Raw genomic sequence first — 18,114 nt, forward strand, 5'->3', positions numbered from 1 at the left:
CGCGGTGTTGCCCGGTCCTCTCGATCCGGGCCGGGGACGGACCGCCCGCCGTTGGTGTGCCGACCTGGTCATGGGTGCCCGCTTCGCCGTCACGGGCGGACGTGAGGGCTGGATCCGTACGGCGCTGACCGCCCTCGGCGTCGGCCTGGGCGTCGCGGTGCTGCTGCTGGCGGCGGCCGTCCCCCACGTGCTGAACGCCGCCATGGACCGGCAGCGGGCTCGCACCGTCGTGCCCGCCGTGGCGGGGAGCGGCCCCTCGGACCGGACCCTGCTGACCGTCTCGGCCGACGGCGCCTACCGCGATCAGGCCCTGCGGGGCCGGCTCCTGCAGGCCGAAGGACGGCACGCCCCCGTCCCGCCGGGCCTTTCCCGGCTGCCGGGCCCCGGTGAACTGGCCGTCTCCCCCGCCCTTTCGGCGCTGCTGGCCTCGCCCGAGGGCGACCTGCTCAGGGACCGCTTCCCGCATCTGCGGATCACCGCCACGATCCATGACGCGGGTCTCACCCACCCCGGCGAACTCCTCTTCTACCAGGGCAGCGACGCCCTCCTCGGGCCCGGGGACGGGGTCGAGCGGATCACCGCGTTCGGTGGCGACGGCGCCCCGTTCCGGGCCGGCCCGCTGGTGGTGCTGATCATCGTGGTGAGCTGTGTCGCGCTGCTGGCCCCCGTCGCCGTCTTCATCGCGACGGCGGTGCGGTTCGGCGGGGAGCGCCGCGACCGGCGGCTGGCCGCGCTGCGGCTGGTGGGCGCTGACCGGGCCACCACCCGGCGGATCGCCGCCGGCGAGGCGCTGGCCGGTGCGCTGTTCGGCCTGCTCACCGGGGCCGCGGTCTTCCTGTCCTGCCGGGTCCCGCTCACCGGCATCTCGCTCTTCGGTATCGGTGTCTTCCCGTCCGACGTGGTCCCCGACCCCGTGCTCACCGGGGGCATCGCCCTGGCCGTCCCGCTCTGTTCGGCCGGCGTCACGCTGCTCACCATGCGGCGGGTCACCGTCGAGCCGCTGGGTGTCACCCGCGCGGCGCCGTCGATACGCCGCCGGCTGTGGTGGCGGCTGCTGCTGCCCGCCGCCGGAGCGGCGCTGCTGCTGCCGCAGGCGATCGGCGGGCTGAGCGGCGGCGACGCCGGCAACGCCCAGGTGATCGTCGGCGTCTCGCTGCTCCTGCTGGGCGTGGCGGCGCTGCTGCCCTGGCTGGTGGACGCCGCGGTGGCCCTTCTGGCCGGCCTGGGCTTCGGCGGACAGTCCTGGCAACTGGCGTTGCGGCGACTGCAGTTGACCCGGTCCACGGCCGGCCGCTCGGTCAGCGGGATCACCGTCGCGGTGGCCGGTGCCCTCGCCGTGCAACTGCTGCTGACCGGCTCCCAGGACCTCGACCAGCCGACCGGCCGGCCCGCCTGGACCGAGGTCCATCTGCAGGACGGTGCGGTGCCCGTGGCCCGCATCCCGCAGCTGTCCGCGCGGCTGCGCGCGATCACGGGCGTCCGGGAGGCGCACACCGTGGTCCTCGGTTACGCGGACTCCGTACGCCACCAACGGGCCCTGGCGCACCCCGCACACCGGGACGACGATCCCGAGCCGTACCCGGTGACCGTCGCCGACTGCGCCACTCTCCGCCACCTGGCCCGCATCCGGGACTGCTCCGGGGGCGATGTCTTCCTCGCCCGGGACCCCGAGGGCGGCTCCCTCCTCCCGCGCCCCGGCGAACGACTGGCCCTCGACCCGGTCGGCAGCCGCGACGACCACCGCTCGCCCGCCGTCTGGTCCGTCCCCACCACCGCCCGCGGCACCACCGTCATCAACGACAGCCTCGCCCCCCGCTACACCGGCCCCGGCCTGCTCGCCACCCCCGAGGCCATGCCCCCGGCCCTGCTCCGCCACCCGGGCAGCGCCGTTCTGCTGCGGCTCGACCCCCGCGCCCCCGACGCGATCGAACACGTCCGCAACACGGCCGCCGCGGCCTCCCCGCGGATCGATGTCGCCGCCTACGACACCGACGGCAGCACGGACCTCGTCGACGCCACCCGCCGCGGCCTGACCGCCTGCGCCGCCGCCGTACTGCTGCTGATCGGCTGCGGTCTGCTGATCAGCGCCCTGGAGCAACTCCGGGAACGGGCACGGACGTTGTCCGCACTGGACGCCCTCGGCACCCCGCGCGCCGTACTGGGCCGCTCGGTCCTGTGGCAGACGGCCGTCCCGGTGGCGCTCGGCCTGGCCCTGGCGCTCGGCTGCGGACTGGGCCTCGGTTCGCTGCTGCTCCACATGGCGCGCCGCCCCCTGCGGGCCGACTGGTGGGGCATCCTCACCCTCACCGGCACCGGGGCGGCCGTGGTCCTCGGCGTCACCGCGCTCTCCCTGCCGCTGCTGTGGCGCCTGATGCGCCCGGATGGGCTGCGTACGGAATGAATCTGCGAGATCATTTCGCCACCGCAGTGCCCATCAACTGCCCCAGGGGGACCCTTTATGCGCCGACTCGTCTACTGCATCGCCTCCAGCCTCGACGGCTTCCTCGCCGGCCCTGACGGCGCGGACCCCACCGGCCCGGACGGCTTCTGGCCGATCGCCGACGACTACGTCAAGCATCTGGCCGCCGAACTCCCGGAGATCCTCCCCGTCCACGCCAGGTCGGCCCTGGGCATCACCGACGAGGGCACCCGCTTCGACACCGTCCTGGAGGGCCGGCGCACCTACGACATCGGCCTGCGGGCCGGCCTCACCAATGCCTACCCCCACCTGCGGCACCTCGTCTTCTCCCGGACGATGGAGCAGAGCCCGGACCCGGCGGTGGAGGTGGTGGCCGCCGACCCGGTGGCGACGGTGCGCGAGCTGAAGGACGCGGACGGCAAGGACATCTGGCTGCTGGGCGGCAGCGAACTGGCCGGCGCGCTCTACCCGGAGATCGACCAGCTGATCATCAAGCTCAGCCCGCTCACCCTCGGCACCGGCATCCCGCTCTTCGCCCGCACCACCGCCTTCGACCCCCGAACGTGGGAGCTGACCGAGCACACGGTCCTGCAGAGCGGCGCGGCCTTCCTGACGTACGACCGGACCGCCACGGTCTGAGGGCGCCGGAACACCGGAGAGCCGGCACCCGCGCGCACGGCGGTCACGGCCGCGCCCCGCGCCCCCACCGACGGACCGGGCGCCGTCCCTCACTCCCCGGCCATCCGCACCGGCAGCCCCCGCAGCGCCCCGCGCAGTGCCGCCGCGAACTCCTCGAACTCCCCCTGGCGCGCGGCGCCCGCCCGCATCGCCAGAGCAATCCTCCGCGAGGGCGCCGGATCGGCGAAGTAGCCGGTCGTGAGCTGGTCGTTGCGGCCGGTTTCGACCCGTAGCGCGGTGCGGGGCAGCAGGGTCACACCGAGCCCGCCGGCCACCAGTTGCACCAGGGTGGACAGGCCCGCCGCGCTGGTGGTGACGGGGGTGTTCTCGTCCCGCCCGGCCTCCCGGCAGATGTCCAGGGCCTGGTCCCGCAGGCAGTGGCCCTCGTCGAGCAGCAGCAGGTCCAGTTCCTGGAGGGCCTGGCGGGGGATGTCGCCGCGGCCGCCGAGCCAGTGCTCCTTGGGGGCGACCAGGACGAAGTCCTCGTCGAAGAGCGGGAGTTCGGTGACCTGGGGGACGCCGAGGGGCACGGCGAGCAGGAGCAGGTCGAGGCGGCCGTGGGCCAGCCCCTCCAGGAGGGAGGCGGTCTGCTCCTCGTGCACCTGGAGGTCCAGGTCGGGGTAGGCCTCGTGGACCAGACGCAGGACGGCCGGCAGCAGATACGGGGCGACGGTCGGGATGACGCCGAGCCGCAGCACGCCCGTGAACGGCGCACGGGCCGCCTCCGCCTCCTCCATCAGATCGCCGACGGCCTCCAGGACCGTCCGGGCCCGCGCGGCCACCCGTTCCCCCGCGGGCGACAGCAGCACCTTGCGCGTCGTACGCTCCAGCAGCTGCACTCCGAGGGTCTCCTCCAGCGCGGAGACCGCCCCGGACAGCGCGGGCTGACTCATTCCGATCTCGGCCGCCGCCTCGCGGAAATGCAGATGCTCGGCCACCGCCGCGAACGCCCGCAGCTGGGCCAGGCTGGGCTGGCGGGGCCGGCCGCCCTGACTCGCCGGTGAAGCCACTGATAACCACCTCCGATCAACTTCAACCAGTCTAGCTATTTCACTGATCAATGCCTCCTGTGGCACTGTGAGACCCGTCCAAGCCTCAAGGAAAGACCCCAAAAGGGAATTTCTGCGCAACAAGGAGAGTACGTGCTCACTGTCGGTGACAAGTTCCCCGAGTTCGACCTGACCGCCTGCGTTTCGCTGGAGCAGGGCCAGGAGTTCGAGCAGATCAACCACAAGACCTACGAGGGCAAGTGGAAGATCGTCTTCGCGTGGCCCAAGGACTTCACCTTCGTGTGCCCGACCGAGATCGCCGCCTTCGGCAAGCTGAACGACGAGTTCGCCGACCGTGACGCCCAGGTCCTCGGCTTCTCCGGCGACTCCGAGTTCGTGCACCACGCCTGGCGCAAGGACCACCCGGACCTGACCGACCTGCCCTTCCCGATGCTCGCCGACTCCAAGCACGAGCTCATGCGCGACCTGGGCATCGAGGGCGAGGACGGCTTCGCGCAGCGCGCCGTCTTCATCGTCGACCAGAACAACGAGATCCAGTTCACCATGGTGACCGCCGGTTCCGTCGGCCGTAACCCCAAGGAGGTCCTCCGGGTCCTCGACGCGCTGCAGACCGACGAGCTGTGCCCCTGCAACTGGTCCAAGGGCGACGAGACCCTCGACCCGGTCGCGCTGCTCTCGGGCGAGTGACACTCCGCTAGCGAACTGGAGGCTGATCTGACATGGCTCTCGACGAACTGAAGTCCGCCGTACCGGACTACGCCAAGGACCTGAAGCTGAACCTCGGCTCGGTCATCGGCAACAGCGACCTTCCGCAGCAGCAGCTGTGGGGCACCGTGCTGGCCTGCGCGATCGCTTCGCGCTCGCCGAAGGTGCTGCGCGAGCTGGAGCCGGAGGCGAAGGCGAACCTCTCCCCCGAGGCGTACGCCGCCGCCAAGTCGGCCGCCGCCATCATGGCGATGAACAACGTCTTCTACCGGACCCGGCACCTGCTGTCGGACCCGGAGTACGGCAACCTGCGCGCCGGTCTGCGGATGAACGTCATCGGCAACCCGGGCGTGGACAAGGTCGACTTCGAGCTGTGGTCGCTGGCCGTCTCGGCCATCAACGGCTGCGGTATGTGCCTGGACTCGCACGAGCAGGTGCTCCGCAAGGCCGGTGTGGACCGCGAGACGATCCAGGAGGCCGTCAAGATCGCGTCCGTCCTGCAGGCCGTCGGCGCCACCCTCGACGCCGAGGCCGCGCTCGCCGAGTAATTCGGGCCGCGCGCGACACCCGCAGACAGAACCCCGCAGACATCGCGTCTGCGGGGTTCTGTGCGTTCCGGTGCCCGGTGGAGTCACACCGGGGGTTCCTCCGAGGGGCGCGGCGTGGGGGGCGGCGTCGGCGCCACCGAGATCGCGGTGGCACCGCGGGGTGCCACCGCCATCCGTACCGCCTGTTCCATGGAGTACGAACGCAGGTAGCCGACCACCGTATTGGTGACCGCCACCAGCGGCACCGCGACCACCGCACCGCCGATGCCCGCGATCAGCCCGCCGGCCGCGACCGACAGGATCACCGCGAGCGGATGGACCCGCACCGCCCGGCCCAGGATGAACGGCTGCAGCACATGGCCCTCGATCTGCTGGACGGCCAGTACGACCGCCAGCACCATCAGCCCCGTGAACACCCCATTGGCGACCAGCGCGATGACACACGCCAGCGCGCCCGAGACCACCGCGCCGACCAGCGGGATGAAGGCGAACAGGAAGATGAAGACGGCGAGCGGCACGGCCAGCGGCACATTGAGGAAGTAGAGCCCGATACCGATGAAAATCGCGTCGATCAGGGCCACGACGACGGTGCCGCGCACATACGCCGTCAGCGTCCGCCAGGCCCGCGGCCCGGCCCCCGCCACGCCCTCGCGGGCCGCGCTCGGGACCAGCCTGAGCAGCCAGTTCCAGATCCGCCGGCCGTCGTAGAGCAGGAAGAGCGTGGTGAACATCGCCAGCAGGATGCCGGTGAACACTTCGAGGACGACGGTGACGCCCTCCAGGCCGGCCGAGGTGATGGCCTCGGTGTTGGCGCCGACGGCGTCCTGCAGGTTCTTGGCGATGTGGTTGATCTGAGACTCGGTCACATGGAACGGGCTCTTCAGCAGCCAGCCCTTGAGCTCGGTGATGCCCTCCTGGATACGGCTGGAGACCGAGTCGATGTTGTCCTGCACCTGCCAGACCACGAACCAGCCGACCAGGCCCATGATGACGAACCCGCTGATGAAGGTCAGCGCGGTGGCCGCTCCGCGCGGCAGCCCGCGCTGACGCAGCCAGCCCACGGTGGGCTGCAGCAGCGCGGTGATCAGCGTCGCCGCGATGAAGGAGAGCACCACCAGTTCGATGGTGGTGATGACGCGCGCCAGGACCCACAGCGTGGCCGCCAGCACCAGCAGGCGCCAGCCCGCCTCGGCGGCGACCCGTACGCCCCACGGCACCGCGTCGACCGGGTCGGGGCGGGCCGCCACGGCCGGGGCGTAGGAGGGCGGCGGGGGAACGTTCTCCGGCGTCGTCGGCACGGCGTCGGGGGACGGTGCGACGAGCTCCGTCGCGGGGTGCGGCACCCCGTCCGTCGCTTCCGGCAGGTGGGTACGGGGGACGGTGAGCGTGCCCGCCGCACCGTCGCGCGCCGGAGCGTCGTCCGCCGAGCCGCCGGCCGCGGAAGCGTCCGCGCGTCCGGCACGCCTCAGCTCTTCCGGGTCGCCGGTCTCTCCCAGGGAGCCCGGCAGGCTCCCTTCAGGGGCGACCTCCATCGCGGCATCCGCGCGGCGGCGCTGTTCCTCCAGCCGCTGCGAGAGCCGCGTCAGACCGGCACCGAGGCCGCCGACCCACTGAGGCAATCTGGACATGTGCCTTCCTCTTCCCCTCCCACGCGCCACAACCTGACGGGCACGACGTTACCTGCGCCGGACGCACGAAACCCCCGACGCTGCCGCGTTCGGGGGTTTCGGAAGTGCGGTGGTACGGCCGGCGGGCCTAGTACCAGCTGTTGGCCTGCCAGAACGACCAGGCGCCACAGGGGCTGCCGTAGCGGTCGTTCATGTAGTTGAGCCCCCACTTGATCTGGGTGGCCGGGTTGGTCTGCCAGTCGGAGCCCGCCGAGGACATCTTGGAGCCGGGCAGCGCCTGGACGAGACCGTAGGCGCCCGAGCCGGCGTTGGTGGCCTTGTAGTTCCAGCCGGACTCGTGGTCCACGATGTTGCTGAAGCACTGGAACTGGTCGCCGGCCATCATCTGCCGCGCGATGGCCTGCGTCTCGGACACGCTGTACGAGCCCTTGCCGAGGAGGTCGCCCAGGTCGCCGCGCGTGGAGGAGCGGGACGCGGCCAGCTTCTCCTTGTGCGCGTCGGCTTCCTTCTTGGCCTTCGCCTCGTCCGCCGCGTCCTTCTTGTTCTTCGCGGTCTCAGCGGCGGCCTTGCGGGCCGATTCCTGAGCGGACTTCAGCGCTGCCGTGTCGGCCTGGGTGGACTGGTCGTCCGCCTGCTGCGTCAGGGAAGCCGTCTGCACCTGGGCCTGTGCGCCCGCGGGGATGTCGGCGATCGTCGCGTCGGCAGCGGTGGCCTCGGTGTTGCCGACCGAGGCGGGCTCGTTGCCTGCAGCGACGCCGACTACGGCGCCGACGGTGGTGACCGCGGTGGCGGATGCCACGGCGAATCCCCGGACCGAGATCCGGCTCACACGATTTCCTTCCAGCATCGCCCGCATAGGTGACCTCGCGGGCGCAATCGTGCCCCTGACGCTGACCTCCCCTTGTTCCGGGCCCTGTTGAGCGGGCGGGTCCGGCTGGTCACGGGAGGCACTGGCCCGGTACGTCCCCCTCGGGGTCCGCGTGGTGCTCGGGCGGCATACGGCGCATCGCTATGAAGTTCGTTGGTTCTACACACCGCTGGGGGTGCTTGATGCCGTATGCGGGGCCTGACAGGACCCAGACTCTGCCCGACCGGGATGCCGGGAGGCAATTCCCCACTGGGTGTGAAAGCTCACACCTCGTTTACGGCAAATGATTTTCGGATATCCACTTGCAGCACTGCGCCGCCCGGCTAAGCTCCTTCGCTTCGCCGGGCGGCGCCGTGTTCACAACCGGTCAGATCCGGCCGTCCTCCAGCAATTCGGTCACCAGCGCCGCGATCGGCGAACGCTCCGAGCGGTTCAGCGTGACGTGGGCGAACAGCGGGTGCCCCTTCAGCTTCTCGACGACCGCGACCACACCGTCGTACCGCCCGACCCGGAGGTTGTCGCGCTGCGCGACATCGTGCGTCAGCACGACCCGGGAGTTGGCCCCGATACGGGACAGAACCGTCAAAAGGACGTTCCGCTCCAGCGACTGGGCCTCGTCCACGATGACGAACGCGTCATGCAGCGAACGCCCGCGGATATGGGTCAGCGGCAGCACCTCCAACATGCCGCGCCCCACCACCTCTTCGATGACGTCCTTGCTGGTCACCGCGGACAGCGTGTCGAAGACGGCCTGAGCCCAGGGGCTCATCTTCTCGGCCTCGCTGCCCGGCAGGTAGCCCAGCTCCTGCCCGCCGACGGCGTACAGCGGGCGGAACACCATCACCTTGCGGTGCTGCCGGCGCTCCAACACGGCCTCCAGGCCCGCGCACAGCGCCAGCGCCGACTTGCCCGTACCGGCCCGGCCGCCCATCGAGACGATGCCGACGTCCGGGTCGAGCAGCAGATCCAGTGCGATCCGCTGCTCGGCGCTGCGGCCGTGGATGCCGAACGCCTCCCGGTCGCCCCGCACCAGCCGGACCGCACCCTCCGCGGTGACCCTGCCGAGCGCCTTGCCGCGCTCGGACTGCAGCACAAGTCCGGTATGTACCGGAAGTTCGGAGACTTCCGGTACATGGGCGGTCTCGTCGGCGAAGAGGTCGTCGACCTGTTCGGCGGAGACGGTCAGCTCGGCCATCCCCGTCCAGCCGGAGTCGGTGATCGCCAGCTCGGCGCGGTACTCCTCGGCCAGCAGCCCGACCGAGGACGCCTTGATGCGCAGCGGCAGGTCCTTGGAGACGACCGTGACGTCGTACCCCTCGGCCTGCAGATTGCGCGCCACCGCGAGGATCCGCGAGTCGTTGTCGCCGAGCCGGAAGCCCGCGGGCAGGATGCCGGGGTCGGAGTGGTTCAGCTCGACCCGGAGCGACCCGCCGAGATCCCCGATGGGGATGGGCGAGTCCAGCCGCCCGAACTGCACCCGGTACTCGTCCAGCAGGCGCAGCGCCTGCCGTGCGAAGTAGCCGAGCTCGGGGTGGTGCCTTTTGGCTTCCAGTTCCGTGACCACCACGACCGGCAGCACGACCTCGTGCTCGTCGAAGCGGGACATGGCTCCTGGATCCGCCAGCAGGACACTGGTGTCGAGGACATAAGTGCGCCGGTCGTGCTCACGGCGCTGCTTGATGTTCACCACGGGTGGACGAACCCCCTCGGATGAGGTTGGGGTGCGACGGCGTCGCGGGGCGGTGTGCTCCCGAGGGCACCGCTGGTCCAGCTGGCGCTGGGCGGCGTCCCCGGGACCCCCGGCCATCTAGTGACCGGACCGGGCTCGGACCACATTGCGCGGGCCGAGCGCCGGCCCTCCGCGTCGACCGCGCGGTACGCACGGACCTCCGTGATGTGCAAAGGGCCTCCCGGGCGGACGACCCCATGCCGTCCGCTGAGATGCGGCGCCCGATGGCTTGTTCCGGACGCCGACCTGGAAGGGATATTCCCTCGAACCTGCTTGGCCATGCCACGGCATATGACGCACGGACGATGAACCTTGGGTGACGCGCGCTCGCGGTGCGGCGGCGGGGCCGAGGTGGTACGCGAGAGGAAGCTGCGTCAGAAGAGGCCCCGTCAGCGGCACATCGAGCCGACGGGGCCTGGTGACGTCCCGTAACACGGGGGACATCAAGAACTTCAGGGGTGTAACGGACTTACAGGGCGTGAGTAACTCGCCTGGCGGAACGCGGTGAAGCGCGCCGGAGCGCCTAGAAGCCGTAGCGCCGGTGCCGGGCCGCGTAGTCGCGCAGCGCGCGCAGGAAGTCGACCTTCCGGAACGCCGGCCAGAAGACTTCGCAGAAGTAGTACTCCGAATGGGCGCTCTGCCACAGCATGAAGCCCGACAGCCGCTGCTCACCGCTCGTACGGATCACCAGGTCCGGGTCGGGCTGGCCGCGGGTGTAGAGGTGCTCGGAGATCAGATCGATGTCGACGATCTCCGCCAGCTCCTCGAAGGAGGTGCCGCGCTCGGCGTGGCTCAGCAGCAGCGAGCGCACCGCGTCGGCGATCTCCTGCCGGCCGCCGTAGCCGATCGCGACGTTCACCAGCACGCCGGTGTTGTCGCGGGTGGCCTGCTCGGACTCCTTGAGCACCTGCTGCGTGGCGGTCGGCAGCAGATCGCGGTTGCCGACGTGGTGCACCCGCCAGCGGCCGTCGGCGGCCAGATCGCGGACGGTGTTCTCGATGATGCCCAGCAGCGGCTTGAGCTCCCCCTCGGGCCGGTCGAGGTTGTCCGTCGACAGCAGCCAGAGCGTGACCACCTCGACATCGGTCTCCTCGCACCAGCCGAGCAGCTCACTGATCTTGGCCGCGCCGGCCTGGTGGCCCTGCTCGGTCGTCCGCCCGTCGGCCCGCGCCCAGCGCCGGTTGCCGTCCAGGATGACGCCGATGTGCTTGGGCACCTGGGTGTGATCCAGGCGACCCTCCACCCTGCGCGCGTACAGCCGGTAGACCAGATTGCGCAGTGCAGGCGGATAAGGGATGCGCATCCCGGAAGATCGCAGCATGTGTGGTCCAGCCCCTCCGTGCCAATGGCGGTCGCCCCGTCGCCTCAAGTGGGCAACTTTACTTCTCGGCTGTCTCGACAGCCCAATCAGGTAGGTCACAGGTACGTGATAGGGAGATGAGCATGACTGGCACCGACTACCGCGCAGCGGATTCCCGCTACGACACGATGAAGTACCGGAGAACGGGTCGCAGCGGACTCAAACTCCCCGCTATCTCCCTTGGACTGTGGCACAACTTCGGTGATGACCGCACCCTGAGCTCCCAGCGGGACATCCTGCGCCGCGCCTTCGATCTGGGTGTGACCCACTTCGATCTGGCCAACAACTACGGACCGCCACCCGGGTCCGCCGAGCTGAACTTCGGAAAGATCTTCGCGCAGGGCTTCCGCGGCTACCGCGACGAGATGATTCTGTCGACGAAGGCCGGATATCTGATGCACCCGGGTCCCTACGGTGAATGGGGTTCGCGGAAATATCTCCTCTCGTCGTTGGATGCCTCACTGAAGCGGATGGGTGTCGATTACGTCGATATCTTCTACTCGCACCGCTTCGATCCGGACACCCCGCTGGAGGAGACGATGGGCGCGCTGGCGTCCGCCGTCCAGCAGGGCAAGGCCCTGTATGCCGGGGTTTCCTCCTACAGCGCCGAGCAGACCCGGGAAGCCGCCGGAATTCTGCGCGAAATGGGCGTACCGGCCCTGATCCACCAGCCCTCGTACTCGATGATCAACCGGTGGACCGAGGACGATCTGCTGCTGGACACCCTCGAAGCCGAGGGCATGGGCTGCATCTCTTTTGCGCCACTTGCGCAGGGCATGCTCACGGACAAGTACCTGCACGGGATCCCCGAGGGCTCGCGGGCCTCCCTGGGCAAGTCCCTGGATCCGGGGCTGCTGTCCGACGATGTCGTCCGCCGCCTCCGCGGCCTCAACGACATCGCGGCCCGCCGCGGCCAGTCGCTCGCCCAGCTCGCCCTGTGCTGGGTGCTCCGCGACGCGCGGATGACCTCCGCCCTGATCGGCGCCAGCAGCGTCGCCCAGCTGGAGGCCAATATCGCCGCCCTCGACGCCCCCGCGATCACGGATGCCGAGCTGGCCGAGATCGACGAGTTCGCGAAGACCACGGACGGCGTGAACATCTGGGCGCGGCGCTAGGACACGCTCCGGCGCGCCGTCCGATGACGCATCCGGCGGAGCCGGCCGCGCGCCCTCGCCGGTGGCCCTGAGCTCCCCCGGGGGCCAGGGCCTCTCCCACCGGAGTCGGCGGCCTGCGCGGCCTCGGACAAAAAGCGGGCCGGTCCGTGGGGGGATACGGACCGGCCCGAGGGGGGGTTTCCACCATAACCCCGCGGGAGGCATGCTTCGTGCACCGGCGCGCGAGACGGCGTGGCTCGGGCTCGGGCGGGTCCCGGGAGAGGGCGGTTCCGCGGGCGGGATCCCGTCCGGTGCGGGGTGCGGGCCCGCGGTCAGGCGGCCGCCGCGGCACCCAGGAGCAGCCCGCCGAACGCCCCCAGGATCATGAAGGGCCCCAGGGGCATGGCCGTGCCCCGTGCACCGCGCCGGAAGATCAGCAGCCCGGCGCCGTAGAGCGCGCCGAGCAGCACCCCCGCCGCTCCGCCGGTGACGAGGGTGCGCCAGCCGTACCACCCAAGGGCGACCCCCAGCCCGACCGCCAGCTTGACGTCGCCCAGCCCGATCCCCTGCGGGTTGACGACATAGAGCAGGAGGTAGCCCGCGCCCAGCACCAGGCCGCCCAGCAGCGCCCGCCGCCAGGCCCCGGTCTCCCCCGTGAGCCAGCCGTCGAGCCCCAGCAGCGCCGCCGCCAGCCCGGCGAGCGGCACGGTCAGCGCGTCCGGGAGGCGGCGGACCCGCCAGTCGACGGTCACCAGCAGCACCCCGACCGGCGTCATCATCAGCCAGGCGACGAGTTCCGGCCGTGGTCCGGTGGCCGCTGCCAGGGCCGCACAGGCCACCGCGGTGGCCACCGCCGTCGACAGCACCCCCGGCCCGTACGCCCCGCAGTCCGGGCAGTGCCCCCGCCCCAGCCAGCCCCGCGCCGCCCCCGTGATCGCATGCCCCCCGGGGCAGACCGCGCGCCATTCCTCCTCGGGCCCGACGGCCAACCGGTGGGCGGGCCGCGGTATCAACAGCCCGGTCGCGGCCCCGTAGGCGGCGGCGAGCACCATCAGCATCACTGACACGCGTCGACCCTAGGCGGTTCGGCACCGGCCCTCGGGCGGATCTGCCGCACGGGAGCTGATACAACGCTGTGCATGGCGCGTTGGGAGAACGGCCCGGGGGTGCTGCACGGTGCAAAGACCGGCATTCCGGTGGAGATCGCGGCCTCTTACCGGGCCCGCACTCGCGGATTGCTGGGCCGCGACGGCATCGAGGGGGCACTGTTTCTGACCCCGGCGAGCAGTGTGCACACCTTCCGGATGCGGTTCGCGATCGATGTCGCCTACCTGAGCCGGGACTTCACCGTGCTGTCCGTCCGCACCATGCGTCCGGGCCGGCTGGGTCTGCCCCGCCTCCGCGCCCGGCACGTCCTGGAGGCGGAGGCCGGCACGATGGCGCGCTGGGGCCTGCGCCCGGGCGTCCGGCTCGGCGTCGAGCCCGTCCGCCGGCCCGTGGCCGGTCCCGCGTCCGGCCAGGTCCACGAGCTCTAGGTACTCGCGCCCGGATTCCTGCAGCAGTGCTGTGACGTGACAGTCGTCGGCTGCGGGTCCGTGCGCCGCTAGCGTCGGTCCCATGATTGTCTGGCTCAACGGCACCCACGGTGCGGGCAAAACGACGACGAGTGCACTCGTGCAGCAGCTGATCCCGGATTCACGGGTGTTCGACGCCGAGAAGGTCGGCGAGACACTCATGGACATCACGCCGGGGCTGCCCGTGACGGACAACTTCCAGCACTGGCCGCCGTGGCGGCCGCTCGTGGTCGAGACCGCCCGCCGTGTCCTCGATTACACCGGCGGCACTCTGGTGATGCCGATGACTGTCCTGGTCGAGGAGTACTGGCGCGAGATCAGCACGGGCCTGGCCCGCCATGCCGTTCCGGTACGGCATTTCGTCCTCCACGCTGACCAGGAGACCCTCCGGGGGCGCATCGCGGGCGACACTGTTCTTGGCCCCGACTCCCCGTTCCGTCTCCGATACCTTGAGCCCTATGCCGAGGCGGCCCGCGCGTGGCTGCACGGCGAGGCCGAGGTCGTCGACACCACGCACCTCACGCCCGCCCAGGCCGCCCTGCAGATCGCCCAGGCCGTCAAGGGCTGAGGCTTGCTCCCCCGGCGATTGACGGGTGTGATCTTGCCGAGGCCGGCGACTCAGCAAGCCCCCGAGCAGTGCCTCTGATCACCGGTGTCGGGCTGTGAGGCGCTGTCGGGTGACGTCCCGGACGGCGCCGGACTCCCCTTGGGTGAGCCGCTCCGGATCGTGGCCTTCCCACTCTGGAACAGGCAGCTCCGCGGTGAATCCGTACCCCCGGACCCGGCACCGGTCACGAGGTGCGCGGGAAGCTGACCTCGACCCGGCGGTTCTTCTTGCGGCCCGCCTCGGTGGTGTTGTCGGCGATCGGGTACTGCTCGCCGTAGCCGCGGATCTGGAAGGCGACGGACGAGCCGAGGTCCTTGGCCAGCTCCTGCTGGACGGCGTTGGCGCGCTTCTTGGACAGGACCAGACCATGGCTCGCCGAGCCGAGGTTGTCGGTGAAGCCGAAGACCCGGAGGCTGGTGGCGTTCTGCTTCTTGATCTCCGCCGCGATGGTGCCGATGCGCGACAGGGCGTCCGACGACAGCTCGGCGCTGTCCTTGTCGAACAGGACCTCCGCCTGGAGCGAGAAGGTCACGTTGTCGTTGGTGTCCTGGCGGCGCTCGGAGCCGTCGTCGGTCTCGACGATGGACTTGATGTTGAGGACCTTGGAGGGGGCGAGCTTGGCGCCCTGGACCATCCGCAGATCGGGGTCGTTGGGGTCGATGTGGACCGGGGGGCTGGAGTCCTCGGTCAGGCCCGGCGGATCGGCATGGGCGGCGGGGACCGTCAGCGCCGCGGTCAACAGCAGGGCGACGGCGGCGGTGACGGCCGTACGGGGCGCGCGGCGCCCTCGGGGCATCTGGGTCACGGTCATCGGTGCCCGCTCAGTCCGTGATCTGCACGCTGGCCGGGGGCATGGTCGGCAACTGGAAGTCGACCTGGGTCACCTTGGCCGGCGGCGCCGGGAACTGCGCGAAGATCGGGCGGCTGGCCCCGGGCATCAGACCGCTGAGGCCGGTCGTGCACAGGCATTCGCCATTGGTGTCCCGCAGCACCAGATATCTCTTCTTGCCCGCCTTGTCGACGAGGGTGGCTCCGGAGATGGACGAACGGGACCGCAGCTCGGTCTCGTTGGAGCGCCAGTCGATCGCGTTGAAGGCGCGGTTGCCGTGGTTGGCCACCGTGCCGTTGACGGTGACGAAGCCGCCGGAGTCACGGACGACGGAGTGCAGGGTGACCACCACGCCGTCCGGCCCCTTCATCTCGCCGATCACCTTGTCGGAGTCGGCCGCCGGGCTGCCGGGGCCGCTGCCCTTGGGGGCGGTGCTGCGGACCGGGGGCTTGTCGCCGTCCGTTCCCTTCGTACCGCCGCCACCACCACAGCCGGTCACGACCAGAGCCAGGCCGACAGCGCTCGCCATGGCGACCGCTCCCCTGGCGGCCTTCGTGGTGCGCCGAATGCTCATTGGATGCGATTCCTTTGATCGTCGTCTGGTCGTCTCGGAGTGCGGGTCGGGATGCGGGGGTGGCCGGTCAATGGGCGAGGCGTACGGAATAGAGGTCGGAGGCGTCGGGGAGGTCCCGGAGGTTGTCGGGGTCGAGCGTCCAGCGCTTTCCGTCGCAGGTGAGGTCGAGGGGCGCGGAGCCGTGGCCGTCCTTGCCCTTGCCGCCCTTTCCGTCCTTGCCGCCCTTGTCGCCCTCGTCGGCGCCGTCGCCCGTGCCGTCCGGTCCGCCCGTGCCGTCCTCGGCGGGGTCGAGGGTGCAGCGGGGCGCGACGACGGCCTTCGCCGCGGCCTTCGCCTTGGCGGTGCTGGTGCTCGGGATGACCGAATCGCCCACGGTGTGACGGGTCTCGACCTCGACGGCGAACGAGGTGGGCCAGGAGCCCGGGGTGCAGCCGGAGCCGGGGAGGTCGGCGCCGTTCCGTCCGGCGAACCAGCTCGCGCTCTCGCAGGCCGGATCGGACGACACACCGCGCCCGTTCAACAGGTCCTTCCAGACCGCCGGATTGCTCTCGTAGCTGCCGTCGCGGAGTCCGTCGAGCAGGCCCTTGGTCAGCAGATCGCGGTACTTCTGGCCGGCGGCGAGCGCGGCCGCGTCGGCGGCGGTCTGGGCGCCGTTGCGGGTGGCGGCGGCCTGCCCGACGGCGAAGAAGGCGAGCGCGAGAAAGAGCAGGCCCCCGACCGCCACGATGTAGAGCGGAAAGGCCTGCCCGGCGTCGCGCCGGCGGCGCACGGTGGTGGCCGGCACGACAGCGGCGGCAGCTGCGGCGGGGCCTAAATTCCGACGACGTCGGAGATCTTGTTGGCGATGGCGTTCGCGATCTGGCTGCCGAAGTCCGTGGTCGACAGGACCAGGACGATCGCCACGACCACCGCGATGATGCCGAGGTACTCGATCGAGGTCTGTCCCCGGTCGTTCCCCAAAATACGCTTCGCCATCGTGTTCCCCTCCATGGGCGGCCGTACCACTCTGGTCCGGCTGGTCTGCCCCCGTGATGCCGGCGCGTTCGACCGCGCTCACGACACGAGAAAAGTACGCCGGAACAGCGTGCCCGGAACAGGGCTTCCGTACCCAATCCTCTTTTGGGATCACAGACGGCGGGCGCAACGGCGCATTTCGGCCACTCAGTCGCACCCCACCCACCCCCGTTCCCCCTCCGGAACCATGTCCCGTCCCCCTGCCCATGTGGACCGGGCGGCCCGTCCGCACCATAGTGCGAGCGAAACCGTCCGCCCACCCACTGTGACACAACTCGTTGCTCGTGCGAAGGAGTTGTTGAGAAGCGAGGGGCGCAGCGTTCTCATCCGGCCGGGCGCGGGCGACTGCCGCCGAGCGCGGGCGGCGCGGCGGTCGCCGGGGCCCGGCCGCCCGATGATGTGCATCCGCAAGGGCGATTCGCCGTGGTGACCGTCATTGACGGCGCCGGCCGGGACGCCGGCCGAGAGGGCGGCGTGGGCCGCGCCCGGGAGAACCGGCGCCGGTGCGCCGCGTCCGGCCGGGCGGCGGCCGAAGGCGGGGCCGGAGCCGCCATCCGTGACACGGTTCACTTCCCCATCAGCGAGCCGAAGTCGGTGCCCGACCCCAGGAAGAACCCGGCGATGAGCAGGATCATCGTGGCGGGAACCATGAAGGTGGTGACGACCATCGTGGCCTTGGGGACCGCGCGGGCGGCGCGGCGCCGGGCGTTCTGGGCGTCGGTCCGGCGCATGTCGTTGGCGATCTGGATCAGGGTCTCGACGATCGGCGAACCGAGTTCCTCGCCCTGCTGGAGGGCGGTGACGAACTGGGCGACCTGTTCGGAGTCGTTGCGTTTGCGTAGCTCTTCGAAGGCCGCGCGGCGGCTGACGCCCATGTCCATCTGCCGCAGTGTGATGCGGAGTTCATCGGCCCACGGCCCCTCGTACTTCTCCGCGACCCGGTCGAGTGCCTGACGGAAGCTCAGGCCCGCGCTGACCACGACCGCCAGGACGTCCAGAAAGTCCGGAAGGGTGCGTTCGATGGTGTCCTTGCGCTGGCGGATCGCCGCCCAGATGCCGACCTCGGTCCAGAAGAGACCGAAGAGCACCATCAGGACGCCGAGCAGCGGCTGACCGCGCAGGAACATCACCAGCGCGCCGAAGAACCCCAGGGCACCGTAGACGGCGCGCCGGGCGGCGTACCGGTCGACGGTCAGCCCGCCGGGGTTGCCGGCCAGGTCGATCCGCCGGCGGACCCGGGCGGTGCGCTTGTCGCCCATCAGCCGCAGCACCAGCGGCGCGTAGCGCATCCCGGTGCGGTCCACGGCCGAACCGACCACCGTGGTGCGGGTCGCGCCGACCTCCAGGGACAGTGCCAGGTCGGGCGGCAGCCGGGCCTCACGGCGGTAGAGCGCGATACCGCAGCAGATGCCGGCGACCGAGAGGGCGAAGGCCGCGGCCAGCAGAATTCCGATTCCCATTCCTGTTCCCCTGGGGA

The 18,114-nt window shown here is 70.9% G+C and carries 18 protein-coding genes; 7 read left to right on the forward strand and 11 right to left on the reverse strand.

Annotated features, from left to right (window positions below):
- Positions 1–4 precede the first annotated feature (4 nt).
- Positions 5–2,401 carry an FtsX-like permease family protein gene (locus Scani_RS05555; protein WP_308686552.1) on the forward strand — a complete coding sequence of 799 codons (2,397 nt, stop codon included), beginning with the start codon at positions 5–7 and terminating at the stop codon, positions 2,399–2,401.
- Between the two features lie 57 nt (positions 2,402–2,458).
- Positions 2,459–3,058, forward strand: a complete 600-nt coding sequence (locus tag Scani_RS05560) for a dihydrofolate reductase family protein (RefSeq protein ID WP_159470582.1) — start codon at positions 2,459–2,461, stop codon at positions 3,056–3,058.
- A gap of 89 nt (positions 3,059–3,147) precedes the next feature.
- Here Scani_RS05560 and Scani_RS05565 read toward each other — a convergent pair whose 3' ends face one another.
- Complete coding sequence (locus tag Scani_RS05565) at positions 3,148–4,107, reverse strand: hydrogen peroxide-inducible genes activator (RefSeq protein ID WP_159470584.1); 960 nt, start codon at positions 4,105–4,107, stop codon at positions 3,148–3,150.
- 132 nt (positions 4,108–4,239) lie between these two features.
- Between Scani_RS05565 and Scani_RS05570 the strand changes: the two genes are divergently transcribed.
- Entirely contained in the window at positions 4,240–4,794 is a 555-nt protein-coding gene (locus Scani_RS05570; protein ID WP_030084285.1) for a peroxiredoxin, read from the forward strand.
- Between the two features lie 32 nt (positions 4,795–4,826).
- Positions 4,827–5,360, forward strand: a complete 534-nt coding sequence (locus Scani_RS05575) for an alkyl hydroperoxide reductase (protein WP_030084287.1) — start codon at positions 4,827–4,829, stop codon at positions 5,358–5,360.
- Positions 5,361–5,443: 83 nt separating this feature from the next.
- Here the strand turns inward: Scani_RS05575 and Scani_RS05580 are convergent, their stop codons facing one another.
- The 4 genes from Scani_RS05580 to Scani_RS05595 form a co-directional block, all read right to left on the reverse strand.
- Entirely contained in the window at positions 5,444–6,988 is a 1,545-nt protein-coding gene (locus Scani_RS05580) for an AI-2E family transporter (RefSeq protein WP_159470586.1), read from the reverse strand.
- A gap of 127 nt (positions 6,989–7,115) precedes the next feature.
- Complete coding sequence (locus tag Scani_RS05585) at positions 7,116–7,817, reverse strand: aggregation-promoting factor C-terminal-like domain-containing protein (RefSeq protein WP_159470588.1); 702 nt, start codon at positions 7,815–7,817, stop codon at positions 7,116–7,118.
- A 406-nt stretch (positions 7,818–8,223) separates the two neighbouring features.
- Positions 8,224–9,546, reverse strand: a complete 1,323-nt coding sequence (phoH2, locus tag Scani_RS05590; RefSeq protein ID WP_159470590.1) for an RNA 5'-3' helicase PhoH2 — start codon at positions 9,544–9,546, stop codon at positions 8,224–8,226.
- Positions 9,547–10,108: 562 nt separating this feature from the next.
- Positions 10,109–10,888 (reverse strand): isoprenyl transferase, encoded by a 780-nt coding sequence (locus Scani_RS05595; RefSeq protein ID WP_159471741.1) that lies wholly within the window; start codon positions 10,886–10,888, stop codon positions 10,109–10,111.
- 140 nt (positions 10,889–11,028) lie between these two features.
- Here Scani_RS05595 and mgrA point away from each other — a divergent pair, with 140 nt between their 5' ends.
- Complete coding sequence (gene mgrA, locus Scani_RS05600) at positions 11,029–12,060, forward strand: L-glyceraldehyde 3-phosphate reductase (protein ID WP_159470592.1); 1,032 nt, start codon at positions 11,029–11,031, stop codon at positions 12,058–12,060.
- A 311-nt stretch (positions 12,061–12,371) separates the two neighbouring features.
- Here mgrA and Scani_RS05605 read toward each other — a convergent pair whose 3' ends face one another.
- Complete coding sequence (locus tag Scani_RS05605) at positions 12,372–13,106, reverse strand: prepilin peptidase (RefSeq protein WP_159470594.1); 735 nt, start codon at positions 13,104–13,106, stop codon at positions 12,372–12,374.
- Between the two features lie 72 nt (positions 13,107–13,178).
- Here Scani_RS05605 and Scani_RS05610 point away from each other — a divergent pair, with 72 nt between their 5' ends.
- The gene (locus Scani_RS05610) at positions 13,179–13,574 is read left to right on the forward strand and encodes a DUF192 domain-containing protein (RefSeq protein WP_159470596.1); all 396 of its coding nucleotides are present in this window, start codon (positions 13,179–13,181) and stop codon (positions 13,572–13,574) included.
- A gap of 82 nt (positions 13,575–13,656) precedes the next feature.
- Positions 13,657–14,181 (forward strand): AAA family ATPase, encoded by a 525-nt coding sequence (locus Scani_RS05615; protein WP_159470597.1) that lies wholly within the window; start codon positions 13,657–13,659, stop codon positions 14,179–14,181.
- A gap of 223 nt (positions 14,182–14,404) precedes the next feature.
- On the opposite strand, the gene Scani_RS05620 is transcribed toward Scani_RS05615, so the two are convergent.
- From Scani_RS05620 to Scani_RS05635, 5 genes are all read right to left on the reverse strand, one after another.
- Positions 14,405–15,031 (reverse strand): OmpA family protein, encoded by a 627-nt coding sequence (locus Scani_RS05620; protein WP_159470599.1) that lies wholly within the window; start codon positions 15,029–15,031, stop codon positions 14,405–14,407.
- Positions 15,032–15,041: 10 nt separating this feature from the next.
- Positions 15,042–15,623 carry a hypothetical protein gene (locus Scani_RS05625; RefSeq protein ID WP_159470601.1) on the reverse strand — a complete coding sequence of 194 codons (582 nt, stop codon included), beginning with the start codon at positions 15,621–15,623 and terminating at the stop codon, positions 15,042–15,044.
- Positions 15,624–15,690: 67 nt separating this feature from the next.
- Positions 15,691–16,407, reverse strand: coding sequence for a pilus assembly protein TadG-related protein (locus Scani_RS05630; RefSeq protein ID WP_159470602.1), 717 nt, complete (start codon positions 16,405–16,407; stop codon positions 15,691–15,693).
- A 26-nt stretch (positions 16,408–16,433) separates the two neighbouring features.
- The gene (locus tag Scani_RS39885) at positions 16,434–16,598 is read right to left on the reverse strand and encodes a membrane protein (RefSeq protein ID WP_018089307.1); all 165 of its coding nucleotides are present in this window, start codon (positions 16,596–16,598) and stop codon (positions 16,434–16,436) included.
- Between the two features lie 605 nt (positions 16,599–17,203).
- Positions 17,204–18,097, reverse strand: a complete 894-nt coding sequence (locus Scani_RS05635) for a DUF5936 domain-containing protein (protein WP_159470604.1) — start codon at positions 18,095–18,097, stop codon at positions 17,204–17,206.
- Positions 18,098–18,114: the final 17 nt, after the last annotated feature.

Origin of the sequence: Streptomyces caniferus, from assembly GCF_009811555.1 — a bacterium.
Taxonomy (GTDB): Bacteria; Actinomycetota; Actinomycetes; order Streptomycetales; family Streptomycetaceae; genus Streptomyces; species Streptomyces caniferus.